Below are 25,635 nucleotides of genomic sequence, written 5' to 3' on the forward strand. Positions count from 1 at the left end.
CTTGCGGAGGTAGAGCACTGACAAGGCTAGGGGTCCCACCAGATTACCAAACCTTATCAAACTCCGAATGCCGTAAGATATATCCTGGGAGTCAGACTGCGGGTGCGAAGGTCCGTAGTCGAAAGGGAAACAGCCCAGACCGTCAGCTAAGGTCCCCAAATCCATGCTCAGTGGAAAAGGTGGTGGAGTTGTATAGACAGCCAGGAGGTTGGCTTAGAAGCAGCCATCCTTTAAAGAAAGCGTAATAGCTCACTGGTCTAACGATTCTGCGCCGAAAATGTAACGGGGCTAAGCATGGTACCGAAGCTACGGGATGCGTCTTTGACGCATCGGTAGGAGAGCGTTCTCAGATGGGATGAAGGTGAATCGGAAGGTTCGCTGGACTAATGAGAAGTGATTATGCTGGCATGAGTAACGATAAAACAAGTGAGAAACTTGTTCGCCGTAAGACTAAGGTTTCCTGGGTAAAGCTAATCTTCCCAGGGTTAGTCGGTCCCTAAGGCGAGGCCGAAAGGCGTAGTCGATGGAAAACGGGTTAATATTCCCGTACCTGTAAGTGTGTGCGATGGAGGGACGCAGTAGGATAGCTCAGCCGGCTGTTGGATATGCCGGTGTAAATGCGTAGGCTTGAGAAATAGGCAAATCCGTTTCTCTTTAGGCCGAGACATGATGCCGTAACTTTACGTTTGAAGTGAGTGATTCCAGACTGCCTAGAAAATCTTCTAAGTTTAGCACTTATAGACCGTACCGCAAACCAACACAGGTAGTCGGGTCGAGTAGACCAAGGCGCTTGAGAGAACTCTGGTTAAGGAACTCGGCAAAATGATCCCGTAAGTTAGCGAGAAGGGATGCTCCAGACGGTGAAGTTATTTACTCTCCGAGCTGTTTGGAGCCGCAGAGAATCGGGGGGGGCGACTGTTTACTAAAAACATAGGTCTCTGCTAAGTCGTAAGACGATGTATAGGGACTGACGCCTGCCCGGTGCTGGAAGGTTAAAAGGAGGTGTTAGACTTCGGTCGAAGCTCCGAATTGAAGCCCCAGTAAACGGCGGCCGTAACTATAACGGTCCTAAGGTAGCGAAATTCCTTGTCGGGTAAGTTCCGACCTGCACGAATGGCGTAACGATCTCCCCACTGTCTCAACCAGAGACTCAGTGAAATTGAATTACCGGTGAAAATGCCGGTTACCCGCGGTAAGACGGAAAGACCCTGTGCACCTTTACTATAGCTTGACATTGGGTTTAGGGCTATCATGTGTAGGATAGGTGGGAGGCTTTGAAGCCGGCACGCCAGTGTCGGTGGAGCCAACCTTGAAATACCACCCTTGATAGTCTTGAATTCTAATCCAATGCCGTTATCCGGCTTGGAGACAGTGTCTGGTGGGTAGTTTGACTGGGGCGGTCGCCTCCCAAAAAGTAACGGAGGCTTGCAAAGGTTCCCTCAGGCTGATTGGAAACCAGCCGTCGAGTGCAAAGGCATAAGGGAGCTTGACTGTAAGACAGACATGTCGAGCAGGAACGAAAGTTGGTCTTAGTGATCCGGTGGTTCCGCATGGAAGGGCCATCGCTCATAGGATAAAAGGTACGCCGGGGATAACAGGCTGATCGCGCCCAAGAGTTCACATCGACGGCGCGGTTTGGCACCTCGATGTCGGCTCATCACATCCTGGGGCTGAAGCAGGTCCCAAGGGTTCGGCTGTTCGCCGATTAAAGTGGTACGCGAGCTGGGTTTAAAACGTCGTGAGACAGTTTGGTCCCTATCTACCGTGGGCGTAGGATAATTGAAGAGGGTCTGTCCCTAGTACGAGAGGACCGGGGTGGACGAACCTATGGTGTTCCTGTTGTCACGCCAGTGGCATTGCAGGGTAGCTAAGTTCGGAAGGGATAACCGCTGAAAGCATCTAAGCGGGAAGCCTGCCTCAAGATTAGTTATCCCTATGCTTTAGCATCTAAAGATTCCAGGTAGACCACCTGGTTGATAGGCCGGAGGTGTAAGTGTGGTGACACATTCAGCTGACCGGTACTAATAAATCGTGCGACTTATTTTTCTTCTCTCCCTATAACTTTAACCACTAAGGTTGAAGGTAAGGGTAAATTCTTCTCTATTAAACAATATATTTTGCTCATCGATAGCAAGCTGAATTTGCTTGCGACCATTGAGGAGAGGTCACACCCGACCCCATTCCGAACTCGGAAGTTAAGCTCTCCATCGCCGATGATACTGCTAGGTAGCTAGTGGGAAAGTAGGTCGTCGCAAGCTTTTATTTCTAAGCCCTGATTAAGTTCAGGGCTTTTTTTTTGCCTAATGAATTTATTTATAGACCGGCATAGATACATGGGCGGGATTTTGGGGTCTACACCAAACAAAGGGGCGCAAGCCCGATAGATCAAATTTCCAGCCGTTGATTGTTGTTTCGATTGCCCGCACAAAACTTGTACACGAAGCCGATAGTGTTTAAAGGATTCTTATACCGGAGTACGTAAACATTCACTTGCGTATGCACTATGACTTTCGTAATAGGACTGGTCTTTTTTTTGCGCAGTGGTATAGGAATATTTGTCCAGCCATTGATTCTTCCTACTTTCACAGAATATTTATCTAATTCTCTTCTGATTATGGCTTTAATATCAAAAGATAACCGCACGAGCATTATCTTTATTTGCCAATTCTAGAAAACATATGTTTTACTGAGGTTACGTGTTTAAAACTAAAATATTAATATTTTGGGGGCCTAACTATGTCTAATGAAGTCTCTTCCGCTAAATCTGGTCAGCAGCTTAAGGTTTTGATAGTCGAAGATAGTATTACATTTTCAGGTATTTTAAAACGCAGCATTCTTGCTAAACTTGATGTAGAAATTGAATTATGCTGTGATTATGCATCAACAGTAGAATGTCTGAAAGAAAGGCGCGATGAATTTTTTGTAGCACTTCTCGATATCGTACTTCCAGATGCCCCTGATGGTGAAGTTGTCGACCTCGTTGTTTCTCATAATATCCCATCCATTGTATTTACCGGAGAGATTAGTGATGAGTTGCGTGCTTCAATGTGGTCAAAACGTATTGTTGATTACGTGCAGAAAGTTAATTTTGACGATATTGAGCATGTGGTTGGGTTAGTGGACAGATTGCGGAAGAATCTTTTTCAGAAGGTTCTGGTTGCAGATAGTTCTAAATCTACCCGAACTCTATTTCGAGAGCTGTTGAATGTCTTCAATTTTCAGGTTGTTGAAGTAGAAGATGGTAAAGCTGCTCTGGAACAAATTGAGACTCAGGATATTCATTTGCTTATTTCCGGTTATGATCTTCCTGATATGGAAGGTGCAGCTTTGGTTAAGGAAATTCGTAAATCATATTCCAAGGCCAAACTTCCTATCATTGGTTTTTCTCGTATTGCGCAGGCGACTACTACTTCAGAAGTTCTAAAAAGTGGTGCTAATGATTTTATAAACAGCCCATTTGTTCCAGAAGAATTTTATTGTAGAGTTGCTAATACTGTGGATACTGCAGAGTATATCAAAACAATTAAAACAATTTCCGATAATGATTCTTTGACAAACTTGTTCACCCGCAGGTCTTTGTTTAAATATGGCAAAAAATTATTTGGACAGCAAAAACGTTCGGGCGCTACATTGGTTGCTGTAATGTTGGATATTGATAATATTAGTGCTTACAATGAAACGTATGGTCAGATTGTAGGCGATGCGCTAATTAGAGAAGTTGCCACCGTATTAGCTAACCGTTTTCGTAAAGGTGATGTTGTAAGCCGTTACGGTGGAGATACATTTTGTGTTTTATGTGCAGATATGAAGTTGCAATATGTTGAGTCTGTTTTTAAAGAACTGACCGCAAAGATTGCAAAAGATGCTATTGAAATTGGTGAATACCAGCTTAATGTAACAGTGTGCGCTGGAATCAATACTTTAGTCGGAGATAATCTGGAAGATATGGTTGTCGGTGCTGAAAAGTTGCTCCGTGAAGCCAAGAAGAAAGGTCCTGGCAAGGTTGAATGCGGGGCAGTCTAGGTTTTCGGGCGAGAGCAGGGAGTCTGGTTAAAATGAATTTTATTCTGCCTATAGCCTGACTCCTCCATTTTTTTTGTTTCAGATGTAGTCGTTCATACTTGATCTTACAGTATTCCATCTTTGCTGGGACCGGAATTGCTTTTCCTTGCTGAGTTCTTTGCAGTTTTATACTGGTGAACTGGTTTAGATAGGTTAAGGATTTCATCATGAGTATAAAGGTTGATGTGGCTATAAATGTCTTCGGTAAGGTTTATCAGACCGCGCTAGCTGTGCTTTCCCTGCTTGAATGCAGTGGAAAGCACATCAGCACAATTTATTTTCAGGAAGAGCCGCTTACTGCCGAGTATGAATTCAAGAAACATGACGCGATTTTAGAGTATTTCAGTAATAGTGTTGAGCATTATATTCCTAAATTCTGGAACGGGATTGAACCTACAGATGTTAAAAGGGCAGCTTCTTCCGAAGATTATCGCTTGTCTATTAGGTATCAGTATGGTTGGGAGAAAAGTCATGAACGCTATCTGCTTACCATTCATAACGATATTGAGGTCGTTGCAGATATTGTTGGAAACCTTTTAAATGAGCTGGACGGACATTCTGGGGTCGGTGAAATCGGTCAGTGCTGGTGGTGTCCGGCTGGACAGAATGGGCTTTGTGATTCTGAAAAGTATACTGAATTCAAACCCTCCTATCAGTATCTGATGAAGATTTATAATAAGGACATGGATTATTCCCAAAGACGGGCTTATAATTTAGAGCTTGCCGGCCAGTTCAGGGATAATGCATGGCCTTTGCCTGAATGCCGTTTGAATGAGTGGTGTGCGCTGATTGATATGGAGAAGGTCCGCAACGATACCATGCCTTTGGGCAGAGCAGTTCCCTTTGGCGCACGTGTGCCTTCAGGTGCTATGATCGGTGAGAATTGGGATCGTCCAGTCTGTCTTGACGTCGCGGTACAGTGGTTTCGCGATATGTTGCACATGGGGCATACCTTCAAACATTATGACGTGAACAAGGATATAATTCATGATAGGCGTGGAAGTGTGAAGCTTGATTCTGCAGAGGCCTACGTTATTGCGGAGCAGAAGGCGTTGCTCCGGCTTAAGGATAGATTTCCGGAATATTGCGAGTTTGCCGGTTTGTTATAGATTTATTTGAGTGAAGTTAGATTCTCCCCTGATACGCAATTTATCCTTGCTTTTAATTGCGTTCCGATTACTTCTTTTTCATTATGCAAACAGAGTTAAAAATCCCTATTCTTCCCCGCAGGATTGTTTCGCAGCAGTTCAGTGATGCTGATATTGAACGTCTTGCCCAAGGTTTGGCTGATCCTGAAAATCGTATGACTGAGATCATCGGTGCTTTAATCAATGTACATAAGAATGATGTCTGCGATACCCGCGAGATACGCGTAAAATTTAAAGATATGCAGATTGAAGTTGCTCCGGTCAACGGACACATCAATCTGCAGTGCTCCCGTGTTCCCAGAGATTGCCTGTATGATGGACGTAATGTTATCTGGCAGTCAGTTGAGCATATTTCCGCAGTTATCCGAGATATTATTTTTTCCCCGAAATTTGAGTGTGGTACAGATTGTTGCCGTTCAACCAACACCAAAAAATTTGTTGAGCATTCCGGGGTGATGTATCGTGGAGAACGAGGGTTGGTCATGTTCACCTGGGGCGGACATCAGGTCCCTCTTGACGAGTATAATTTTGCCAAGGAACTCGGCTATTGGACTGCGCTTTTCATGCCTGATATGGAAAATATCACCGGGTGCGGTGTCGGGGTTATGAAGGCTCCGTTCAAAGGGGCTCAGGTTGCTTATGGTAAGCAGAATTCCTTTGAACGATTTGGGCATCGCGATTTCATTGGTTTTTCGGAGAAGAAAATACTGGCTGCGGAGGCACCTAATGAACTGGTCACCCAGCTTGTGACTTTCCCGACCATTGAAGAGCGGATGGAAGCCTTTATTCGTGCTTCCCATCGGGGGAAGGTCCATCCTGGTGGTGCCGGAACAGTAGAAGAAATCCTGACAATGCTTGCCCTGCTTTCCATGCCTGAGAACAAGGGTCTCCCTTATGAGTTTGATCTTGTTGAGCGCGGGGGAGGAGTTTATTTCAAAGAGCTGGTCGAGTATCTTAATATCTGCTTCGACGATGCGCTGGACGGTTTGTACAATGTGCATGTGGGCACGGCCCGTTCCTATGCGAATTATGTGGCGTATCAGTCTCAGTATCTGAATACACGTTATCTTTGGAATGATGATCTCGTTTTTGAGCCGCGTATTCAGGAGCCGTTTGAAGTAACCTTTGACTCTATGGAAGGATTGGATCTTTCCCGTAATCAGGAACCTTTTTCACTGTTGATCAATCTGCGCCGTTTCTTTTCTGCAGTAGTTCATCTGACAGTAAAAGATCCGGATATGCTTGATTCATGGGGTGATGACAGGCCGCTGATAAAAGGTGATAAAAAAATTCTGGATGCTACAGACCAGTTGGTTCGAAAGTTGGCCCTGCAGGGCAGGATACATCCCAGCAAGAATAATACACCAGCTTATCGTATTGCGTAGTTTCTGGAAATAGTATGAAAAACTAAAACCGGCCTGTTTTCTCAGGTCGGTTTTTTTATAAATAAATTTATTTACATGGCGGCTCGAATCATGCGTAGCTGTTCGAATGAATAATTCCCGCATAGACCGTTAAATACCGGGCTGAGCTGCATGAGCCCTTCTTCTTTGTAAAATGTGAGTGTGTCTTTCAGACATTCCAGTTCTGAAGCACTGAAATCGAGAATATCCGTCACGTCCACTTTTCCGGCTTCAATACAGGAGGTTAGGTGCGCGTAAACAGTGGCCGGTTTGATCTTGCGGGACTCGGCCACTTTTTCGATATCCATGAGTTCTTCAAAAAGCTCCATGGTTTCCAGTGCAGAAGCGGAAACGGTTGGACCTTCATCTTTGGGCGTAGAGCTGGGCGCTTCCTTTATTTTGTCTTCCGGAATGGGAAAAAGATCATCCGGTCTGCCGTATTTTTCCTGATGTTCCAGCAGAACATCGACAATTGCAGCTCCGTAACGGAAAATTTTCTGGTCGCCAAGACCGCTTATAGCATAAAGCTCGCCGGCATTCTGCGGACGGTAGCATCCAAGTTCCAGAAGGGTCTTGTCCGCGAAAATAGCGTAGGCCGGTACATGCTGTTCCTGCGCAAGAGTATTTCGGAGTGCGCGTAATGATTCCAGCAATTCCTGTGCTTCCGGGGTGGAAAGGGATGGGCTGTTTGCATCGCCGATAATCAGCTTTTTCCGTGTCCGGCGGGTTTTAGTCTTGGCAAGTACCGGGTCTTTGCGCAGGGCCACTTCTCGTTCCTTACGCAGTACTGCCCAACTTTTGGCATTCAGTTTCAGGGAACCGTAACCTTCTATATCCACATCAACCAGCCCTTGAGAAACCAACTGGCGGTGGATGGAAAGCCATTCGTCGGCGTTGAACTCCTTCCCGATGCCGTAGGTACTCAACTTTTCGTGACCTTGGGCTTTGATGCGTTTGTTATCTTTGCCGAGCAGGATGTCTATCAGATAGTTGGCGCCGAAAAGTTGTTCGGTGCGGTAAATATTTGAAAGAACTTTCTGAGCCGGAATGGTCCCATCAAATGTGGAAGGCGGATTGATGCAGGTAAAGCAGTTTCCGCACGGTTCCTTTAATTCTTCTCCGAAATATGAAAGCAGGGATTGGCGCAGGCAGCCCGGAGATTCGCAGTAAGCGAGCAGGGCGTTAAGCTTGCGCAACTCAAGGGCCTTGCGGTCATCCGGACTGTTCCCGGATATGATCATCCTTTTCAGGAATCCGATGTCCTGAATTCCCACGGACATCCATGCTTCAGCGGGCAGGCCGTCTCGTCCGGCACGACCTGTTTCCTGATAGTAGGCTTCGATGGTCTTGGGCAGGTCCAGATGGGCCACATAACGCACATCCGGTTTGTCGATACCCATGCCGAAAGCAATAGTTGCCACCATGACGATGCCGTCCTCGGCCATGAACCGGGCCTGATTGCTTTCCCGGGTCTGTGCGTCCAGTCCGGCATGGTACGGAAGGGCATTGATACCCTGCTTGCATAGCCATGCGGCGGTTGATTCCACTTTTTTGCGGCTCATGCGGTAGACTATGCCACATTCGGCGAAGTGCTCGTTTTTAATAAAATTGAGCAATTGCCGCTTTTCCTGATCCTTGGGTATTACTGTGTAACGGATATTGGGACGATCAAATCCGGTGGCGAAGATATCTTCGTTACTGAATGAAAGGCGATACAGTATTTCTTTGCGGGTAGGTCCGTCGGCAGTGGCTGTCAGGGCCATGCGCGGTACGGAAGGGAACATTTCCGTGAATATTGATAGCCGCAGGTAGTCGGGGCGAAAGTCGTGTCCCCATTGAGCTACGCAATGGGCTTCATCAATAGCGATCAGGCTGATTTTAATCCCTGAAAGCATGTCCATGAATCCCGGCTGAGCCAACCGTTCAGGAGCCACATAGAGCAGGTCCATGTTATTGCTGTGCAGTTCATGGATTATGTGGTTGGCTTCGGAAGGCTGCACTGATGAATTCAAACAGGCCGCACGCACTCCCATCTGTTGCAGAGCCGCCACCTGATCACGCATCAGGGCAATGAGCGGGGAAATGACAATACCCACTCCCGGACGTAGAATCGCCGGAATTTGGTAACAGGCGGATTTACCGCCCCCGGTGGGCATAAAAACCACGGCATTGCCGCCGCTCATGATGCGGTTGATGACATTCTCCTGCAACCCGCGGAATGATTCATATCCGTAGGTTTGGCGCAGGACGTCTAAAGGAGTGCGCGGTGCAGTCATTGAGGCTACATGGCCCAGCCTTCACCATTGGGGCCGCAGGTCAGTACCTGTGATCCGTTGGCGGTTACGGCGATTGTGTGTTCGAAATGTGCGGAAGGTTTGCCGTCCTTGGTGACTATTGTCCAGTGATCTTTCAGGGTTTCTGTGGACTTGACCCCCGCGTTGATCATGGGCTCCACAGCAATTACAAGACCTTGTTTAAGCTTGAAATCCCTAACAAGCCTGCTGTGGTAGTTGGGTACCTGCGGGGCTTCCCACAGACCTTCACCTATCCCGTGACCGACCAGAGATTCCACTACTGAAAAGCCTGCATTGCGGGCATATTTGGACATTTCCTTGGCTATTTTGCTCCATTTAACGCCCGGTTTGATCCTTTTGATGGCGATACGCAGGCATTCTTCGGTTACGTCCATGAGTTTTTGCTTTTCTTCATCAATTTCACCGATGGCATGAGTGCAGGCGCAGTCTGAGCACCAGCCGTTCAAACGCACGCCTATATCGATGCTTAAAATGTCCCCATTTTCCAGCTTACGTGCGGAAGGGATTCCATGCACAATAGCTTCGTTGATGGACATGCAGCATCCTGCAGGGAAAGGTACTTTGCCCGGAACCCCTTTGAAAAGCGGAATAGCATCGTTGGAGGTGATGAATTTTTCCACTTCGGCATTGATTGCCTCGGTACTTATACCCGGTTCGCACATTTCTTTAGCTACCATATGGGCTTTGTGCAGAAGAATTCCGGCTTCGCGCATGAGGTCGATTTGATTTTTATTCTTTATAATCATTTGGATAACTCCAGAAAATGTTTTGGTAACCGGGACAGGCTACTCTTTACTATATGGAAGTCAACCGGAGATGAAGCCGTTCTTTGCATAGAGCACTTACTTCTGTGAAAAAACAACATTATTTTAAAAATGCTTTACTAAACTTCCTGTTTCCGTATTCTATAAACAGAATAAGAAAAATCTTTGTTGCACAGGATTTGATTCAAAGAACGGCGGTGATTTCATGGAACATAAATATTCGGGTAAAGTCATATCCGTGCGGGGGAGCGTGGTGGACGTGCGTTTTTCCGAAGCAATACCTCCTTTGCTTTCAGTCATGTATTCCGCCGGTGAGAAGGCGGTGACTCTTGAAGTTGCCGATCATCTGGACATGAATTCTGTTCGTGCTATTGCCATGACCCCTACCGGAGGATTGTCCCGTGGTGAGACTGTCTACTGTAACGGAGAAACAGTGCATACTCCTGTCGGTGAAGGGTTGCTGGGCCGGGTACTTAATGTGTTCGGTGATCCGGTAGACGGCAGAAGCTTGCCCGAAGACATGGAGTTTCGTTCTATCCACAACAAGCCCATCCCGCTTGACCGGCGTGTTGTTTCCGAAGAAATCTTTACTACCGGAATCAAAGTAATCGACCTGCTCATGCCTCTTGAAAAGGGTGGTAAGGCCGGACTTTTTGGTGGGGCAGGGGTAGGCAAGACAGTGCTCATTACTGAGCTGATCAACAACATGGTGGGTGCTCATAGCGGCATCAGTATTTTTTGCGGAATCGGCGAGCGCTGCCGCGAGGGAGAAGAGCTTTATCGGGAGATGGGAGATGCCGGGGTGCTTGATAATACAGTCATGGTTTTCGGACAGATGAATGAGCCTCCGGGGGCGCGGTTTCGTACCGGGCATACAGCCCTGACTATTGCCGAGCATTTCCGGGATGATCAGGGTAAGGATGTGCTTTTGCTCATCGATAATATTTTTCGTTTCATTCAGGCCGGGATGGAGCTTTCAGGGTTGTTGGGCCGTTTACCATCGCGTATGGGCTATCAGCCTACTCTCGGTTCCGATCTAGCAGAATTGCAGGAGCGCATTTCTTCAAGCAGTTCCGGGGCCATTACTTCCATTCAGGCTGTATATGTTCCAGCCGATGACCTGACTGACCCTGCTGCGACTCATACTTTTTCTCATCTTTCCTCATCCATAGTCCTTTCCCGCAAGCGTGCCGGCGAAGGATTTTATCCGGCGGTGGATCCGCTGGAATCCCGGTCCATGATGCTTTCCCCTGCAATTGTAGGGCAGCGGCATTATGATGTGGCCCGTGAGGTCCGCCGTACTCTGGCTCAGTATGAAGATCTTAAGGACATTATCGCCATGCTCGGCCTTGAAGAACTTTCCCGCGAGGATCGCAGTATCGTTTTTCGGGCGCGCAGGTTGGAGCGGTTCATGACCCAGCCTTTCAGCACTACTAAGCATTTTACCGGTATGGAAGGACGGCTTGTCTCCCTTGATGATACGATTGTCGGCTGCGAGCTGATTTTGAATGATGATTTTCCCGATGCGTCTGAACGGGATTTTTACATGATCGGTTCAATTGAGGAGGTTGTTAAATGAGGCTCAAGATACTGGTTCCCGCGGGGCTTTTTCTGGACCGACTTGTGGATAAGATTTTGGCAGAGAGCACTATGGGCGGATTTTGCCTGCTGCCTAATCATATCGATACCGCTTCGGCTCTGGCTCCTGGGATTTTAACATATGAGGCAGAGGGAGAGGCATATCATCTGGCGGTAAACGGCGGGGTACTTGTTAAAAAGGGTGAGGACGTGAGGGTTTCCTCCCGTGCTGCTGTTGCCGGGGAGCTTGGTAAGTTGGAGGCGGAAGTTTTACGTATGCAGGATGAGGCCGCAGAGGCAGAGAAGTCGGCCCGCAGCGCGGTAGCCCGGCTGGAAGCTGGATTCGTGCGAACTCTCATTGAAGTGGAGACCGCATGAGTGAGCAACAGTCCGGTGACCGTAAGCAGGATGAATTTCGTCAGACGGTCGGCTCCAAAGAGCAGCGCAGGATTCGTGCTGAGCAGACAGGAACTGTGGGGACTTGGTCAGCTTTCGGGGCCATGGGGGCAGTAGGATGGCTGGTTGCTCTACCAGTAGTGCTGGGAAGTCTGCTGGGAGCGTGGCTGGATTACCGCTGGCCTGCTGAAATCAACTGGACCATGACCATGCTCGGGACCGGACTGGCAGTAGGGTGTTTGTTGGCCGGAATATGGATGAACAGGGAAAAGAATAAGATTATCAAGGAACGTGAAAAATGGGAGCAGTGTGACGTAGAGGAGAAAAGCAAAAATAATGATCATCAGTAATCTCATGATAATCGTTGCCGCTTTCGGTTTTGGTTTGCTTCTGTCCGCAATTCATTTCGGCGGACTATGGCTGACTGTGCGTATGTTGCCTCGCTGTGAAAGGCCCCGTTTATTTTTTTGGTCCAGTTATCTGGGCCGCTACGGTATTACCCTTTGGGGTTTTGCGCAGGTTATGGGGCAAGGTCCTCTGCCGTTTGTTTTTGCCTTTTTAGGTTTCTATTTATTACGGTCCTACGTGCTGGCAAGTCATTGCGGTATGGGAGTGCTGGAATTTGTTAAAATCAAGAGGTCTGAATGGAAATAAGCCCGGACCATATTATTTATTTCAGTTTTGGATTGTTCAAGCTGAATGCCACCATTGTTTATACATGGCTGGTTATGGTCCTGCTTGTGTTGTTTTCGTGGTTTGTAACTCGTAGAGTCACTTCTTCTGCACAAATTTCAGATCAGCAAAATTTGTTGGAAGTGTTGGTGGGCGGATTGCTTTCCCAGATCAAGGATGCCACCAATCATCCGCCGGAGAAGTTTCTGCCTCTGCTCGGAACGCTGTTTATCTTCATTCTCATATCCAATCTGTTGTCGGCCGTTCCGGGATTCAAGCCGCCTACAGGCTCTCTTTCCACCACGTCCGCGTTCAGTTTGATCGTTTTTTTCGCTGTTCCCTATTATGGTATAAGGGAGAACGGCTTGTTGAATTATTTAAAAAGTTACGTGCAGCCTTCACCGTTTATGCTGCCGTTCAACATAATCGGTGAGGTCAGCAGAACTTTTGCTCTGGCGGTGCGTCTGTTCGGCAACATACTTAGCGGGACCATGATGGGGGCTATTCTATTGGTAATAATGCCTCTGTTTGTACCGGTGATTATGCAGATGCTCGGGCTGCTTATCGGAGTAGTGCAGGCATATATTTTTACCGTGCTTGCGGCGGTCTTCATCGCCGCAGGTCTTGAAGTGCATGAAAGTTGATGCGCTTAGCGTTTTTGGATGAAAATATTTTGCCTCTGGCGGCTTAAACCCTTTTTGTAAAAAGGGTTTAAGAATCCCAAAAACTTTTAGTATGGCTTCGCCACCTATTTATTTGAGAGGCATACTATTGCGCTAATTGCGAAGCATATTGAAAAGTTTTGAGGGGATGGGGTCTGGGGAAGGGGAACTTTTCCCAAAAGTTCCCCTTCCCCAGCCGCCGGAGGCAGTTAAAAAGGAGGTAACTATGGAAACTCTTGGTTGGATTGCTTTTGGGTCGATTATTGCGGCCGGGCTTTGCATGGGAATCGGGGCCATCGGTCCTGCTATCGGTGAGGGGATGGCCCTCTCGCGGGCGTTGAGTTCCATCGCCCAGCAGCCGGATGAGACCAATACCATTGTGAAGTTCTTGTTTGTTGGTATGGCGATGGTTGAGTCAACTGCTATTTATTGCTTTGTTCTGGCAATGATCCTTCTTTTTGCTAATCCGTTTTGGTCTTATTTTCTTGAAAAGGCCGGAGGCTGAAAATGTTATTGGACTGGTTCACGATAATTGCCCAGATCGTGAATTTCTTTGTGCTTATCGCATTGCTCAGGTTGTTTCTGTATAAGCCTATTGTTACGGCCATGCAGCAACGTAAGGAGCGTCTTGCCTTGGAAACGCAAACACTGCTTAAGGACCGTGCTGAAGCGAAGGCCCTTAGCGCAGAGCTCCGACGTCGGCACGAGGATATTGAAAACCGTGAATCCCGCGTCATGGCCGAAATTCATGCTGAGGCTGAAAAGTGGCGGAAACTGGCAATGGATTCCGCTCGTGGCGAGATTGAAATTATGCGCAGGGAATGGCTTGCTGCTTTAGAGCGCGAAAAGGAAAGTGCTGCGTTAAATCTGCGCAAGAAAATCGTCCATGAAGTCTCCGCCACAGCTGCCCGTATTGTGCAGGACCTTTCCGGTAGTGATTTTGAACAGTTGATTTTAAACGGTTTTATGCAGCGTATTGATGCCGAGGCCCGCAACATTGATTGCGGTAATTCGGAAATCTTAATTCGTACAGGCTTTAAGCATACCGGCCTGCAAGAACAAAGTCTTAGGCAATTGCTTGAAGAATTGTTTCCGGTCCGTAATGAACGAATATTTTCAACTGATCCCGGATTGGGCCTTGGCATTGAGTTGATTGCCGGGGACCGCAAATGGGAATGGAATCTGAACTCATACGTAGCTGAATTAGAACAAAAAATTTTGATGGAAATAAATAGCTGAACTTCCCGCATGATTTTTCAAGCGAAGCGGCGAAGCCTATTAAAAAGTTTTGAAAAGGAGAGCCGCCGGAGGCATCCATGTCATTTCTGGAAAAAAATATAAATCAAGCCTTGAACGCTCATGAAAAGGGCCGCGAGAATATGGACTACAGCCCGGATTCCCGTGAAGTGGGCCGTGTGCTGTCATTGGCTCGCGGCGTGGCTCGGGTACAGGGGCTTGGTTCGGTGCGCTCGGAAGAGCTGATCACACTTGGTAATAATGTTCCGGGAATGGCTCTTGATTTATTGCCGGACTCAATCGGTGTGGCGCTGCTGGGCGCGAATACTGAGCTTAAGGCCGGGGATGAAGCTGTTTTGTCCGGTACTGTATTGAGTGTTCCCGTGGGGGATTCTTTGATCGGGCGCATTGTGGACCCGCTGGGCAATCCGTTGGACGGGGGACCTGAGCCTGAGACATTTCAGACTCGCGTGGTTGAATCGGAAGCACCACCTATCCTGATGCGCGCTCCTGTGGATACACCTATGGCCAGCGGTATTAAGGTCATTGATACGCTGATTCCTATCGGACGCGGACAGCGTGAGTTGATTCTCGGTGACCGCCAGACCGGAAAGACTTCCATAGCCCTCGACATTATCTTGAATCAGAAAAAGGGTGACGTAGTTTGCGTATATTGCGCTATCGCTCGACGCAGCACCTCTGTGGCAAGGGTCATGGATACTTTGCGTAACCACGGGGCTATGGATTACACTTTTGCGGTCGTGGTTGATGGTGATGCTCCCTCGGGAATGCAGTATATTGCCCCCTATGCTGCAACAAGTATGGCTGAATATTTTATGGAGCAAGGCAAGGATGTACTTATTGTCTATGATGATTTGACCCGCCATGCTCAGGCTTATAGACAGCTCAGCCTGCTTATGCGCCGACCTCCGGGGCGAGAGGCTTTTCCGGGCGATATTTTCTATATTCACTCCAGATTGCTGGAGCGTTCCACGAGGCTTAAGCCGGAACATGGAGGCGGAACACTTACAGCATTGCCTATAGTTGAAACTGAAGCCCAGAATATTTCGGCTTATATCCCTACCAATCTTATTTCCATTACCGATGGGCAGATCTACCTTTCCCCGGTTCTGTTTCAGAAAGGCATGCTCCCGGCAATAGATGTGGGTAAGTCGGTTTCTCGCGTGGGCGGACGTGCACAGCCCAAGGCATATCGTAAAGTTTCCGGCGATCTGCGTTTAACCTATTCCCAGTTTCAAGAGTTGGAGGCTTTTGCTCGGTTCGGTACGAGGTTGGATCAGGAGACCAGAAATCGTATTGAGCATGGGCTGAGGGTGCGTGAACTGCTTAAACAGGATCGAATTTCTCCGCTCAGTGCCGTGCAGCAGGTGGTCGTTCTCTGGGCTGTAGCCCTTGGATTGCTGGACGATACCCCGCTGGAACAAATTGCCGAGGTTCAGCAGTTCCTGTTGAGCTCTATGGAACAAAATTTTGAACCCATTGACCGTTTGGTTCAGGCTGACCCAAAGGATGAAATTTGGGCCGAGCTTGAGAAAGCGCTTGGTCAGCAGATGCGTAAGTGGAGGGAGGCCCATGCAGCAGCTTGAGGCTGTACGCAAGAAAATTGCGACTACAGGTGACCTGCTTTCAGTGGTCAAGACCATGAAGGCCCTTGCTGCGGTTAATCTCCGTCATTTTGAAAACGCAGCCAAGGGAGTCGGCGAGTATGCCGAGGTCATTGAGCAGGGCTGGACCGTCTTTTTCCGCAATGCCGGAATACTTTCCCGTGGTCTACGGAAAGATGTGGCTGTAGTACTGGCAATAGGTTCCGATCAAGGGATGTGCGGTCAGTTTAACGAGCTGGCCAGAGTCGAGACCGTGAAAGTTGTGGATGAAATGCGTAGCGCCGGGCAGAAAGTCATCTGCTGGACCTGTGGGGAACGGTTGCGGGGTGCGTTGGAGGATTCCGGCATTGAGGTTGATTTAAATTTTCGTGTTCCGGGCAGCTTGCGTGGTGTTAATTCCGTTGTTGATGAGATTGAGCAGCATCTGGGAGAGTGGCGCAATAAGCGCGGAATGAACCGGTTCAGCATAGTTAACAATTTGCACATCAGTAATGGGGCCAAGGTTGCGGCCCGTCATATTCTTCCCCTTAACAAGCGTAGCGGAAGCATGGAATGGGATGGAAAATGTCTGCCCATGACCAATGTTCCGATCCATGATTTATTCTCAAGTTTATTCAGTGAATATCTATACATCTCCGTATATGGCGGAATTGTTCAATCTTTAGCTGCCGAGAACAGCTTCCGCCTCGCCGCTATGCAGGTAGCCGAGAAAAATATCATTGAGCATGTTGAGAGCCTTGAGTCTGAATACCGCACTACCCGGCAGGGCAACATCACCGGTGAGTTACTTGATATTGTAGCTGGAGTGGAGGCAGTTGTCGGGGGGTGATTGACACAATAGCTTTCTAACCCCAAAATAAAACTCCCCCGCCTGCATCAGCAAGCGGGGGAGTTTCATGTGGTATGTTATCCGTCTATAGGAAGAAGGTCTTAGTTGGCTTCAAAAGCTGCTTTGGGGCGAACGTATTTCACGAAGAATGCGCCGAATGCCGCTACTGCTGCTGCGATACCGATCATGATGGAGATGTTCATGTCCAGTCCGAAACCGATCTTGGCCTGACAGATGAATGTGGCGACAACTGCGGTCATGAAGGTTGCGGGGATGGATGCGATCCAGTGCATTTTTGCTTTCTGGGCAAGGTATACTGCGGAAGTCCAGAGAACGAGCATGGACAGGCACTGGTTGGAGAAACCGAAGTATCTCCAGATTGCGGAGAAGTTCTGGGTGGAGATAATGTAGCCCAGAGCGAACAGGGGTATTGCTATAAGCAGACGTTTGATAGCGGGACCCTGATCCATTTTGAAGGTTTCCGCTACGATAAGTCTGGTGGAGCGGAAAGCGGTGTCACCACTGGTGATGGGCAGGATTACAACTGCGATGATAGCGAAGATGCCGCCTACGGGGCCGAGCAGGGAGTTTGCAACTTCAGATACTACTGCGGAAGGGGAACCGGCAGCGATAACTGCGTTGAGTGCTTCGGGAGATTCGTAGAAGGACAGGCCGAGAGTACACCAGATCAGGCCGATGATACCTTCGATGATCATTGCGCCGTAGAATACGGGACGGCCTTCTTTTTCATTTTTTACACAACGGGCCATAAGCGGGGACTGAGTAGCGTGGAAGCCGCTGATTGCACCGCAGGACAGGGTGATGAAAAGAAGGGGCCAGATGGGCTTGTCGCCGGGGTGGAAGTTAACCGCGAAATCAAGGTTGGGCAGCATGGTGTGGCCGCTGAACATAAGTGCTACTGCGAGGGATACGGTCATAACCAGAAGCAGTGCGCCGAATATGGGGTAGAGTTTACCGATGAGTTTATCAATGGGCAGGATGGTTGCGAGGAAGTAGTAACCGAAGATGCAGGCCACGAGGATTCCGGTCTCTATGCCGGTGAGCCCGGTCAGCAGCTTTGCGGGGGCGAGTACGAATACAACACCGACCAGCATGAGCAGTACGAACGCGAACACACGCATTACCTGACGAGCCGTCATGCCGAGGTATTCACCGACCAGTTCGGGAACGGATGCGCCGTTGTTGCGGATGGAGAGCATGCCGCTGAAATAGTCATGTACGGCTCCGGCAAAGATACAGCCGATAACAATCCAGAGAAGGGCTACGGGACCGTAAAGAGCACCTAGAATGGGGCCGAAGATGGGGCCGATTCCGGCGATGTCCAGAACCTGAATAAACATGAGTTTCCACATGGGCATGGGCATGTAGTCAACATCATCACGCATGGCGTATGCGGGAGTGGTGCGGTTTGCATCAGGCGCGAACACGTTGTCCACGAATTTACCATAGATAATATAACCGACGATAAGTGCTGCCACACAGGCAAAGAAAAATAGCATAAGAAGTTCCTCCGTCCTTTTGCTGAAAAAATTTATGCGCTTCTTATCTCATAAAGGAGGGGGGCAATTCTATGCTTTGTGTTTGAAATGCCGTTTTCGATGTTTGAAACGACTTATAGCTGTCGAGAGGGGGCCTCTCATAAAAAAGCCTGACGCGATCATAAATCACGTCAGGCTTTTCAGTAACCGGTGTGAAATAAAAAATTACTTAACCAGCTCTCTTGCGAACTCAACAGCTTTTTGTCTGGCTTCTTCCCCAAGCTCTTCCGGGTTCTTGCAGCCGCCTAAAAACAGTGACGCGGTGTGGTTGGTCAGGTGAGGTTTTTTCATTCTGGAGAACGCGGTAAATGTTTCTGCAGCGTTGTTTTCGTAAGGTCCGCCGCCGGTGACAAGGAAACCGTGGCGCTGGTCCTTGATGAGGGAAGCGTGGGTCGGCATATGGTAGTCCACGTACAGGCTGTAGGTCCTGTCTATTACTGTCTTGAGCTGTGCGGAGGGACCCCAGAAGTAGAGCGGTGAAGCAAAGACCACGGCGTCGGAAGCTACCATCTGTTCCAGAATTGCCGGGATGTCGTCTTTAATCACGCAGCCTATCTCTTCCGGTTTTTCCTTACACTTCATACAAGCCATGCAACCTTTCATTTCTTTGTCGTGAAGGTAGATGGTTTCAACTTCGTGACCCATTTCCTTGAGTTCTTCTTCAACCCATTCGATCATTTTTGCGGTATGGCCTTTTTTTCTGGCACTGCCTTGAAGGCAAAGAACTTTCACTTTTTGCTCCTGAATTTTTATTGATAATGGTGATTAATCAGGCGTGATAGAGTAATACGCCTGTGTTTAAAATAACTTGAAGTATGATTGGCGCAGGCTAATCAAGAATGGATCTGTGCGCAATCTCCAAATGGTAGAATTCTCAAGTTAATGCTCGTTTTTAAGCTCTTTGACGACTTCATTAACAGCGCGGTTGAAAAGTTTCATGACCTGTCCCTCAGTCTGGGGGCGTCCTTTTTTGAAGATAAAAATGGGGACGGCCTTGTTTTTCTTTTCGGAGTAAAAGTAGAAAAGCCGTAACCCCTTGCGGGGTGAGATTCGCAGGATTCTGATGGCAACCCGGACTTTGCGCAGGGCAATTTTGTTGAGGCCCCGGTAAACGACACCCCGGGCCGGGCGCTTTATAATTTTTTTCTTGGCGCGGGTGATGTCCCGTTCAGCCTGCGGATATTTTTTGAGCAGGCTTTTTTCGTAGCGTAAATAGGCGTCTGTTTCTTGAAGCAGGATCATCCTAAAGCACCTCCTCAAGCTCACTGAGCGAGTGCTGGATTTCCGGGTCTGAGGCGATGGAAAGGTCCAGCACCAGATCATTCCAGTCCAGCACCGGACCGGTCAGTCTTCTTCCGGCCCAGCGGGCGAAAGGTGAGGGCTGTGTGCAGAGTAGCATGTGTGTCTCTGTCAACCGGTCTTTAAGTATGATTGCTTTTTGCAGCACACTCATACACCCGGCATCAGCATTGATGTGGCAGGATGCTTCCTGCCAGTCTTTGGAAAAATTACGGATGACAATACGGCTGAGGCTTTTGATTACGAATAGGGTCCTGATTGTGCTGTATAGTTTGATGCCCGAGGTGGATTTAGAGTGCACTGTTTCGTGCAGGGTCTTGATGCGTGCGGAAAAGGAATCAAATATGCGGGTATTGCAGGAGCATTTATTCATAGTTGCGGCCTTTAATTAATGGATTTGCAAGATTCAATTTAGAGCAGCCTAGTTTTTTTGGCAAGATTCTATCTTGTCTTACCGGTAAACTCCTGCATTTGAACTGCGGTGCGCAACTTAGGAACGCGGAAGGTTATTTCAGTCCCCTTTTCTTCTTCACTGGCAATAGCCATTTTATATTGCGGACCGTAAATCTGTTCCAGACGTTGAATGCAGTTGCGGACCCCGATTCCTTTTTCGCGGGAATCGATTTTCTTTTTGGCGTAGATGGCTTCAATTTGTTCCCGCGCCATTCCGATTCCGTCATCTATGATAGAGACGTCCATTTCTTCATTATCACAATGAATTTTAATGGTGATTGTCCCACCTTCTTCACGGCCCATTAGACCGTGTTTAACGCTGTTTTCCACCAGCGGCTGGATGATTAGGGGGGGGATTGGCCAGTCAAGACATGTTTCCTCTACATTCAAATCAACTTTGATGCGTTCGCCGAAACGGGCCTGCTCAATGGCCAGATAGCTTTGCAACTGCGCAAGTTCTTCGTGCAGGGGAACGTAACCACGGCTGCTGTCGAGGTTTTTGCGCATATATTTTGAAAGCTCCAGCAAAAGTTCACGGGCGCGGTCCGGATTGGTCCGGCAGAAAGATGTGACTGTGTTCAGAGAATTGAACAGGAAGTGGGGGTTGATCTGGGCCTGTAAACGGCGGATTTCCGCATGGCTCAGCATTTGTTCCTTTATCTGGATTTCTTCCAATTCCAGCTGGGTGGAGCAAAGATTGGCCAGCCCTTTAGCCATTTCAAAGGAGAGTTGGTCCAGCTGGTTTTTACGGGTTCCATACAGTTTGAGTGTGCCGACGACTTCACCGTTTTTATGTAGGGGAACCACAGCCGCAGATGTGAATGGACAGCCCGGATGAGCGCAACCGATTATTTTACTGCTTTCCAAAAACAAAGGTTCTCCTTCAGTGAGGACCTTCCATGTGGATTCAGTACGGATTTTTTTTCCGGGTAGATGGTGATCTGCCCCTGCTCCAACATGGGCCAGCACATTAACGTTGTCGCTAATGGCAACAGCCGCTGCGGTGAGGTGGGCGTAGATGATCTTGGCCGTTTCCTGCGCTGAATCCATGGTCAGCCCTGATCTCAGATGGCTGACAGTAAGGTTGGCGATATCGAGAATGTGCTGGGCCTTGACGGAATCCTGCTTGGTGCCGTGGCGGAAAACTACATTGATCACCTGTGCGAACAGGGCTGCGCCGAATGTGTTCAGCACTATCATGGGCATTGCTATGAGCTTCACCAGCTGCAGGGCCTCTTTATAGGGGTGAGAGAGGTAAAGGACCATGATCATATGGAGGATCTCACCCCCAAAGGCAAGCCCGGCTGCGGCCCGCCAGTCCATTTTATTGGTTAGATGCAGAGAGACTATTCCGGCTGCAAGGCCTTCGATCATGGTTGCCGTTCCGCAAGGGATGGCACTGAATCCACCTATATCGATTAATATACGGTGTCCTCCTGCAATCAGCCCTGCGCCGAGGCCCACTAGCGGTCCTCCGAACAATCCACCGGTAATAACCGCCATGGCACGTAGGTTTGCAACGGATTGGAATACGAAGTTCCCGCCGTAAGTTCCTAGAATACCGCAAATTCCAAAAATAAGTATCTGCAGAATGGTATTGGTTCTGGGAGAACTCTGGCGGAATCCGATTCTATGAATCGGAGTAATAGTCAAGAGCAGGAAAGCTCCTGCTACGATCAGGCCGAACCGTTCGGCAAGAGTGATAATTAAAGTTTCTGGATTCATAATAATATATTAGTAAAATTTAACTGACGAAGCTGCGATACAAATTAAAAAGCTTGAAAGATTCCAGCGAAAATTTTCCAAAGCTTTCTTACCTATAGCCGTTAGGCGAGAGTTTTTTGCTCGGGTCTTACGGAGATAAAGCAGCACTGGATACTGGAGATATTTTTAAGCCAACCCTAAACGCTGGCGGAAATTTTTGACTCGGCCTTTGCTGATGATGATTTCCTGCTCAGCAATATGTTTCATGGTGACCACATATTTGCCATTAAACCACGGGGCAAAATCGCGCACATGGGTAAGATTGACCATCTCGCTCCGACTGGTACGGAAGAACGGCTGGCCCTGTAGTCGTTCTTCAAGTTTATCAAGAGTTTTGTCTCCGTTGCAGGGAAATATGCCTTTGGCCGTGTATATCATTATTTTCCGTTCTTCGACCCGGCAAAGAATGACATCGGAAGGTTCAAGCAGCAGGATGCGTCCGTTGGCTTCGACTGAGATGCGCAGAACCTTCGTATTCATACCCATGGAGTTGAGCAGGGCGTTCATATCCGGCAGTTCAACCTTTTCTTCACAATTGGCGTAAACAAGGCACCGGACCCGTTTAATACTTTTTTCCAGTCTTTCCCGTGATAGGGGTTTGAGGATATAGTCCACCGCATTTTCCTCAAAGGCCTGCAGGGCATACTCATCATATGCAGTAGCAAATACCACCAGTGGAGGTTCAGGAAATTGCATTATTTCCTGCAGGACATGAAAACCGTTTTTACCGGGCATCTGGATATCTAGAAAAACAAGATCCGGTTCTTTTTCCGCAATGATCTTCACTCCCTGTGATGCAGAGTTTGCGGTTCCTATGACACTGATATCACTGAAGTCCGAAAGCAGAAAATTCAATTCATCAATGGCTGGTATTTCGTCATCTATGAGGATGCAGCGTATTTTTTGTGATGAGGGCATCAAATTATCCGGTTGTGGGGTTTGGATTACGTATTTTCATGGATAAAGATAAATCCGGCTAAAAGCAAATGTACGGATTAAGCAATTTCCACTTATATTTTTCAATTCGTCATTGCCTCAATAATGGCAAATGAGCTAAATAGAGATTAAAGGAAAGGCCTTGTCAGTCATTAATAATCAAACATACGGGTGGTTTTCATGAACGGAACTGGAAAAGTTGCGGTTGACGCTATGTCACAAATGCAGATTGATCTTATGAACCCTGATTCAGTAAGTAAATTTGCTGAAGACGCCATAGCTTTTGTCAGTGTGAATGGCTTGCGTATTTTAGTAGCTTTGCTTGTTTTACTGGTGGGGCGTCTTGTTTCCCGGCAGATTTCCAATTTAGTCAAGAAAGTTATGATCAAGGCTAAGGTTGACGATATTCTGACCACTTTTATCGCCACTATCATTTACTATGCTTTATTGTCGGCATTTGTTGTTGCAGCACTAGGCCAAGCAGGAATTAATGTTACTTCGTTTCTCGCTGTTTTAGGTGCCGCCGGTCTTGCTATCGGTCTTGCCCTGAAAGACACCCTTGCCAACTTTGCCGCCGGAGTTATGCTGATTTTGTTCCGCATGTTCAAAAAGGGCGATTACGTTACTATCGCCGGGACTTCCGGTACTGTTCAGGAACTGTCGGCTTTTTACACGGAACTTTCCACTCCCGATAATCAAAGGGTGGTTGTGCCTAATTCATCTATTCTCGGTGCGGTAATTGTCAACACCTCTGCCCATAAAACAAGGCGCCTCGATTTGATTATAGGCATTGGATATGAGGATGATATTGAAAAGGCTAAATCCGTAATTAAATCAATTCTGGATGCAGAAGACAGGGTTCTAAATTTTCCTGAACCGTTGATTGCTGTCGGTAATCTCGGAGATTCGAGCATTGATATTTTTGTGCGTCCATGGGTCGGCAGTGCGGACTATTGGGCCACCAAGTTTGCTCTGCTGGAGAAAATCAAGATTTCATTTGATGAAGCCGGTATATCCATTCCTTATCCGCAAAGCGATGTGCATATGCACAATGTAGAGTAATAAAAAGGGTTGCAGACTATGCCTGCAACCCTTTTTATTTTATTGGTTATTCAGCTTTGTGAACCACAATCTGGTCAAAGGGGATTCCCCAGCCGAAGTTGGTGCAGGCTTCGACACTGTAGCGTTGCAGGGCGCGTTGCAGGCGTCCGTAGAGGGCTGCAATATCTCTATGGAAATCAGCGATGATAACCAGATTAAGCGATGATGCACCAGCGGATTCAAATTCCACGTTCAGGTTCAGCACGTGTTCGGTGTAGCCGTCTTCTTCCAGTTTGGCTGCAATAAACTCTTTGGCCTGTGCAACAATGCCGGATGTGCAATCAGCCTGATGGGCATAGTCGATGCCGAATACCGATTTCAGGCGGAAATTGCGGGACAGGTTTTTGGGGTTCAGACCCAGAAAATCAGAAGTCTGATAGGTTACGTAGGTTCCGCCGCGCTGGACCAGTTCCACCATATCAGGGGACTGGCTGACGACTTTACCGCGTACTCCGTCAGAGAGTATTACCCAGTCGTCAATCATGCACGGGAACCACGGTTCATTTTTGCCGACCGGACGGGAAACGACATTTTCCAGTTTACCAATGGGCAGTCTGATGCGGCTGGGGTCGAGGGCCGGGTTTTTAAGTTTGGCGAAAAGTGCCAGCCTGTCTACCTGCCAGGGTACTCCGTTGTATGTGATACGTTCATTTTCACGGACAGAACCGAGGTTGAGAATAAGTTTTACCTGCTCATAGTAGCGGGTGAAACCTTCCCGTGCAGTCCAGAGTGCGCCGATGATGAAAATGATGGCAATGCTAAGCAGGAACCAGTCACCGGATATGTAAAGGGTAAAAAGAGAGGCAGAAGTCGCGGCAATGACTGTGAAGATAAGCAGCAGGACTTCAATTAACCGGATGTAGAATGGGCGTTCTTTGGTTTTGAAAGCCGGGTGGCTTTTCTTGAATACTTTGTCCACAAAGCGGAAAAAGAAAAAAACTCCGGCAAAGGCCAGTATGGAGAGGAGAATGTTTTTGCCGCGGCTTTTAAAAAAGACAGCCATAACCTTTTTAGTGGACTCGTAAAAAGACTGTTTGTCCTTGGTCAGTTCCGCCAGCTCAAAACGGGCTACATCCAGTTGGTTATCAATATTGGTTTTGCGTTTTTCAAAATCAGCTCTGAGAGTGCCCAGCTCTGTTTTCAGTGCAGGGGATTTGGCTGCGGCAATCAGGGTATCAATGCTTTTTACGGCTTCTTCTGCTCTGGGCAGACGGCTTTCAAAATAAGCGACCCGGCTTTTCAAGCGTTCAATCTGACGCGGGCGTTTTGTCATTTCTTTCAGTTCCTGAAGCAGCGGACGGACCAGTGTTTCCACTTCTTCCTGCCAGACAAAATTGTGCTGTGAGTCTTCATTGAATATGGCAAGGTCAAGGCCGGTGGCTACTTTGATGAAATTCTGGCTGACGTTATGGAGCTGTTGTTTCAGATCGTTCAATTTGGCTGCGAGAGCTTCTTTGTCCATCTGATGAGGTGGCTTTTTCAGCAGTTTTTTTGTGTCTTCTATCTGCTTTTCGAGCTCTGATTTATACTGCAGCAGGTTTGCAAGAGTTTCAGCCTGAGATGTATGTTGGTCTACCAGTGATTCCGTTGACTTCATCGCAGGCACAGAAGTTAATGTTTCAGTCTGTGCTATGGAGCTGGTTGGGCTATGGAGCAGAAGAATTGCAAATAAAATAGCAATCACCGGGAGTATGCGATAACTCTTAGTTTTCATTGTTTATTCCTGAATATATTAAAAATTAAAACCATCATTAAACTGTTAGCTAAAATCTTTTGGTTAGATCAAGCATTAATTGTTGAAGGTTTTCCGTCAAAAAAACAGGCATGTAAATA

The 25,635-nt window shown here is 47.8% G+C and carries 22 protein-coding genes and 2 rRNA genes (1 of these 24 running past the window's edge); 15 read left to right on the forward strand and 9 right to left on the reverse strand.

Annotated features, from left to right (window positions below; all coding sequences use genetic code 11):
* From ACKU41_RS00700 to ACKU41_RS00720, 5 genes are all read left to right on the forward strand, one after another.
* Positions 1 to 2,046 (forward strand): 23S ribosomal RNA (locus ACKU41_RS00700) (it extends 889 nt beyond the left edge of the window).
* A 97-nt stretch (positions 2,047 to 2,143) separates the two neighbouring features.
* Positions 2,144 to 2,258: ribosomal RNA gene (rrf, locus tag ACKU41_RS00705) — 5S ribosomal RNA — on the forward strand.
* 478 nt (positions 2,259 to 2,736) lie between these two features.
* A complete protein-coding gene (locus ACKU41_RS00710) occupies positions 2,737 to 4,023 on the forward strand; it encodes a diguanylate cyclase (protein ID WP_321403418.1) in 1,287 nt (428 codons plus the stop codon).
* Positions 4,024 to 4,229: 206 nt separating this feature from the next.
* Positions 4,230 to 5,171 (forward strand): hypothetical protein, encoded by a 942-nt coding sequence (locus ACKU41_RS00715; RefSeq protein WP_321403420.1) that lies wholly within the window; start codon positions 4,230 to 4,232, stop codon positions 5,169 to 5,171.
* 83 nt (positions 5,172 to 5,254) lie between these two features.
* Positions 5,255 to 6,595: a PpnN family nucleotide 5'-monophosphate nucleosidase gene (locus ACKU41_RS00720; RefSeq protein ID WP_321403422.1), complete on the forward strand. Its 1,341-nt coding sequence runs from the start codon at positions 5,255 to 5,257 to the stop codon at positions 6,593 to 6,595.
* Positions 6,596 to 6,666: 71 nt separating this feature from the next.
* On the opposite strand, the gene recQ is transcribed toward ACKU41_RS00720, so the two are convergent.
* Positions 6,667 to 8,889 (reverse strand): DNA helicase RecQ, encoded by a 2,223-nt coding sequence (gene recQ, locus ACKU41_RS00725; RefSeq protein WP_321403424.1) that lies wholly within the window; start codon positions 8,887 to 8,889, stop codon positions 6,667 to 6,669.
* A gap of 5 nt (positions 8,890 to 8,894) precedes the next feature.
* Positions 8,895 to 9,674 (reverse strand): type I methionyl aminopeptidase, encoded by a 780-nt coding sequence (gene map, locus ACKU41_RS00730; RefSeq protein ID WP_321403426.1) that lies wholly within the window; start codon positions 9,672 to 9,674, stop codon positions 8,895 to 8,897.
* Positions 9,675 to 9,897: 223 nt separating this feature from the next.
* Here map and atpD point away from each other — a divergent pair, with 223 nt between their 5' ends.
* From atpD to ACKU41_RS00775, 9 genes are all read left to right on the forward strand, one after another.
* Positions 9,898 to 11,271 carry a F0F1 ATP synthase subunit beta gene (gene atpD / locus ACKU41_RS00735; protein ID WP_321403427.1) on the forward strand — a complete coding sequence of 458 codons (1,374 nt, stop codon included), beginning with the start codon at positions 9,898 to 9,900 and terminating at the stop codon, positions 11,269 to 11,271.
* Positions 11,268 to 11,648 carry a F0F1 ATP synthase subunit epsilon gene (locus ACKU41_RS00740; RefSeq protein WP_319779478.1) on the forward strand — a complete coding sequence of 127 codons (381 nt, stop codon included), beginning with the start codon at positions 11,268 to 11,270 and terminating at the stop codon, positions 11,646 to 11,648. The genes atpD and ACKU41_RS00740 overlap by 4 nt, the downstream gene beginning before the upstream one ends.
* The gene (locus ACKU41_RS00745) at positions 11,645 to 12,016 is read left to right on the forward strand and encodes an AtpZ/AtpI family protein (protein ID WP_319779479.1); all 372 of its coding nucleotides are present in this window, start codon (positions 11,645 to 11,647) and stop codon (positions 12,014 to 12,016) included. Before ACKU41_RS00740 ends, ACKU41_RS00745 begins: the two co-directional genes overlap by 4 nt.
* Positions 12,003 to 12,320 carry an ATP synthase subunit I gene (locus tag ACKU41_RS00750; protein ID WP_319779480.1) on the forward strand — a complete coding sequence of 106 codons (318 nt, stop codon included), beginning with the start codon at positions 12,003 to 12,005 and terminating at the stop codon, positions 12,318 to 12,320. Before ACKU41_RS00745 ends, ACKU41_RS00750 begins: the two co-directional genes overlap by 14 nt.
* Positions 12,311 to 12,982 (forward strand): F0F1 ATP synthase subunit A, encoded by a 672-nt coding sequence (locus ACKU41_RS00755; protein ID WP_319779481.1) that lies wholly within the window; start codon positions 12,311 to 12,313, stop codon positions 12,980 to 12,982. Before ACKU41_RS00750 ends, ACKU41_RS00755 begins: the two co-directional genes overlap by 10 nt.
* Positions 12,983 to 13,226: 244 nt before the next feature.
* On the forward strand, positions 13,227 to 13,505 hold the full coding sequence (locus ACKU41_RS00760; protein WP_015852105.1) for a F0F1 ATP synthase subunit C: 279 nt from the start codon (positions 13,227 to 13,229) through the stop codon (positions 13,503 to 13,505).
* Between the two features lie 2 nt (positions 13,506 to 13,507).
* Positions 13,508 to 14,239, forward strand: coding sequence for an ATPase (locus ACKU41_RS00765; RefSeq protein ID WP_321403431.1), 732 nt, complete (start codon positions 13,508 to 13,510; stop codon positions 14,237 to 14,239).
* Between the two features lie 77 nt (positions 14,240 to 14,316).
* Entirely contained in the window at positions 14,317 to 15,843 is a 1,527-nt protein-coding gene (locus ACKU41_RS00770; RefSeq protein ID WP_321403433.1) for a F0F1 ATP synthase subunit alpha, read from the forward strand.
* Positions 15,830 to 16,690 carry a F0F1 ATP synthase subunit gamma gene (locus tag ACKU41_RS00775; RefSeq protein ID WP_321403435.1) on the forward strand — a complete coding sequence of 287 codons (861 nt, stop codon included), beginning with the start codon at positions 15,830 to 15,832 and terminating at the stop codon, positions 16,688 to 16,690. The genes ACKU41_RS00770 and ACKU41_RS00775 overlap by 14 nt, the downstream gene beginning before the upstream one ends.
* Positions 16,691 to 16,791: 101 nt before the next feature.
* Here ACKU41_RS00775 and ACKU41_RS00780 read toward each other — a convergent pair whose 3' ends face one another.
* From ACKU41_RS00780 to ACKU41_RS00805, 6 genes are all read right to left on the reverse strand, one after another.
* Complete coding sequence (locus ACKU41_RS00780) at positions 16,792 to 18,210, reverse strand: carbon starvation protein A (protein ID WP_321403436.1); 1,419 nt, start codon at positions 18,208 to 18,210, stop codon at positions 16,792 to 16,794.
* Between the two features lie 204 nt (positions 18,211 to 18,414).
* Positions 18,415 to 18,981, reverse strand: a complete 567-nt coding sequence (locus ACKU41_RS00785) for a flavodoxin family protein (RefSeq protein ID WP_321403437.1) — start codon at positions 18,979 to 18,981, stop codon at positions 18,415 to 18,417.
* 147 nt (positions 18,982 to 19,128) lie between these two features.
* Positions 19,129 to 19,491 (reverse strand): hypothetical protein, encoded by a 363-nt coding sequence (locus tag ACKU41_RS00790; protein WP_321403439.1) that lies wholly within the window; start codon positions 19,489 to 19,491, stop codon positions 19,129 to 19,131.
* Position 19,492: 1 nt separating this feature from the next.
* A complete protein-coding gene (locus ACKU41_RS00795) occupies positions 19,493 to 19,921 on the reverse strand; it encodes a hypothetical protein (RefSeq protein WP_319779490.1) in 429 nt (142 codons plus the stop codon).
* Between the two features lie 68 nt (positions 19,922 to 19,989).
* Complete coding sequence (locus ACKU41_RS00800) at positions 19,990 to 21,726, reverse strand: LytS/YhcK type 5TM receptor domain-containing protein (RefSeq protein WP_321403441.1); 1,737 nt, start codon at positions 21,724 to 21,726, stop codon at positions 19,990 to 19,992.
* 165 nt (positions 21,727 to 21,891) lie between these two features.
* Positions 21,892 to 22,683 carry a LytTR family DNA-binding domain-containing protein gene (locus ACKU41_RS00805; protein ID WP_321403443.1) on the reverse strand — a complete coding sequence of 264 codons (792 nt, stop codon included), beginning with the start codon at positions 22,681 to 22,683 and terminating at the stop codon, positions 21,892 to 21,894.
* Positions 22,684 to 22,881: 198 nt separating this feature from the next.
* Between ACKU41_RS00805 and ACKU41_RS00810 the strand changes: the two genes are divergently transcribed.
* Complete coding sequence (locus ACKU41_RS00810; protein WP_319779493.1) at positions 22,882 to 23,763, forward strand: mechanosensitive ion channel domain-containing protein; 882 nt, start codon at positions 22,882 to 22,884, stop codon at positions 23,761 to 23,763.
* A gap of 46 nt (positions 23,764 to 23,809) precedes the next feature.
* Here ACKU41_RS00810 and ACKU41_RS00815 read toward each other — a convergent pair whose 3' ends face one another.
* Entirely contained in the window at positions 23,810 to 25,516 is a 1,707-nt protein-coding gene (locus ACKU41_RS00815; RefSeq protein ID WP_321403445.1) for a hypothetical protein, read from the reverse strand.
* Positions 25,517 to 25,635 lie beyond the last annotated feature (119 nt).

Source organism: Maridesulfovibrio sp., assembly GCF_963678865.1.
Taxonomy (GTDB): Bacteria; Desulfobacterota; Desulfovibrionia; order Desulfovibrionales; family Desulfovibrionaceae; genus Maridesulfovibrio.

Coding starts and splice junctions, on each gene's coding strand:
- ACKU41_RS00710 (WP_321403418.1), top strand. CDS start 2,737: ATGTCTAATGAAGTCTCTTCCGCTAAATCTGGTCAGCAGCTTAAGGTT.
- ACKU41_RS00715 (WP_321403420.1), top strand. CDS start 4,230: ATGAGTATAAAGGTTGATGTGGCTATAAATGTCTTCGGTAAGGTTTAT.
- ACKU41_RS00720 (WP_321403422.1), top strand. CDS start 5,255: ATGCAAACAGAGTTAAAAATCCCTATTCTTCCCCGCAGGATTGTTTCG.
- recQ (WP_321403424.1), bottom strand. CDS start 8,889: ATGACTGCACCGCGCACTCCTTTAGACGTCCTGCGCCAAACCTACGGA.
- map (WP_321403426.1), bottom strand. CDS start 9,674: ATGATTATAAAGAATAAAAATCAAATCGACCTCATGCGCGAAGCCGGA.
- atpD (WP_321403427.1), top strand. CDS start 9,898: ATGGAACATAAATATTCGGGTAAAGTCATATCCGTGCGGGGGAGCGTG.
- ACKU41_RS00740 (WP_319779478.1), top strand. CDS start 11,268: ATGAGGCTCAAGATACTGGTTCCCGCGGGGCTTTTTCTGGACCGACTT.
- ACKU41_RS00745 (WP_319779479.1), top strand. CDS start 11,645: ATGAGTGAGCAACAGTCCGGTGACCGTAAGCAGGATGAATTTCGTCAG.
- ACKU41_RS00750 (WP_319779480.1), top strand. CDS start 12,003: ATGATCATCAGTAATCTCATGATAATCGTTGCCGCTTTCGGTTTTGGT.
- ACKU41_RS00755 (WP_319779481.1), top strand. CDS start 12,311: ATGGAAATAAGCCCGGACCATATTATTTATTTCAGTTTTGGATTGTTC.
- ACKU41_RS00760 (WP_015852105.1), top strand. CDS start 13,227: ATGGAAACTCTTGGTTGGATTGCTTTTGGGTCGATTATTGCGGCCGGG.
- ACKU41_RS00765 (WP_321403431.1), top strand. CDS start 13,508: ATGTTATTGGACTGGTTCACGATAATTGCCCAGATCGTGAATTTCTTT.
- ACKU41_RS00770 (WP_321403433.1), top strand. CDS start 14,317: ATGTCATTTCTGGAAAAAAATATAAATCAAGCCTTGAACGCTCATGAA.
- ACKU41_RS00775 (WP_321403435.1), top strand. CDS start 15,830: ATGCAGCAGCTTGAGGCTGTACGCAAGAAAATTGCGACTACAGGTGAC.
- ACKU41_RS00780 (WP_321403436.1), bottom strand. CDS start 18,210: ATGCTATTTTTCTTTGCCTGTGTGGCAGCACTTATCGTCGGTTATATT.
- ACKU41_RS00790 (WP_321403439.1), bottom strand. CDS start 19,491: ATGATCCTGCTTCAAGAAACAGACGCCTATTTACGCTACGAAAAAAGC.
- ACKU41_RS00795 (WP_319779490.1), bottom strand. CDS start 19,921: ATGAATAAATGCTCCTGCAATACCCGCATATTTGATTCCTTTTCCGCA.
- ACKU41_RS00800 (WP_321403441.1), bottom strand. CDS start 21,726: ATGAATCCAGAAACTTTAATTATCACTCTTGCCGAACGGTTCGGCCTG.
- ACKU41_RS00805 (WP_321403443.1), bottom strand. CDS start 22,683: ATGCCCTCATCACAAAAAATACGCTGCATCCTCATAGATGACGAAATA.
- ACKU41_RS00810 (WP_319779493.1), top strand. CDS start 22,882: ATGAACGGAACTGGAAAAGTTGCGGTTGACGCTATGTCACAAATGCAG.
- ACKU41_RS00815 (WP_321403445.1), bottom strand. CDS start 25,516: ATGAAAACTAAGAGTTATCGCATACTCCCGGTGATTGCTATTTTATTT.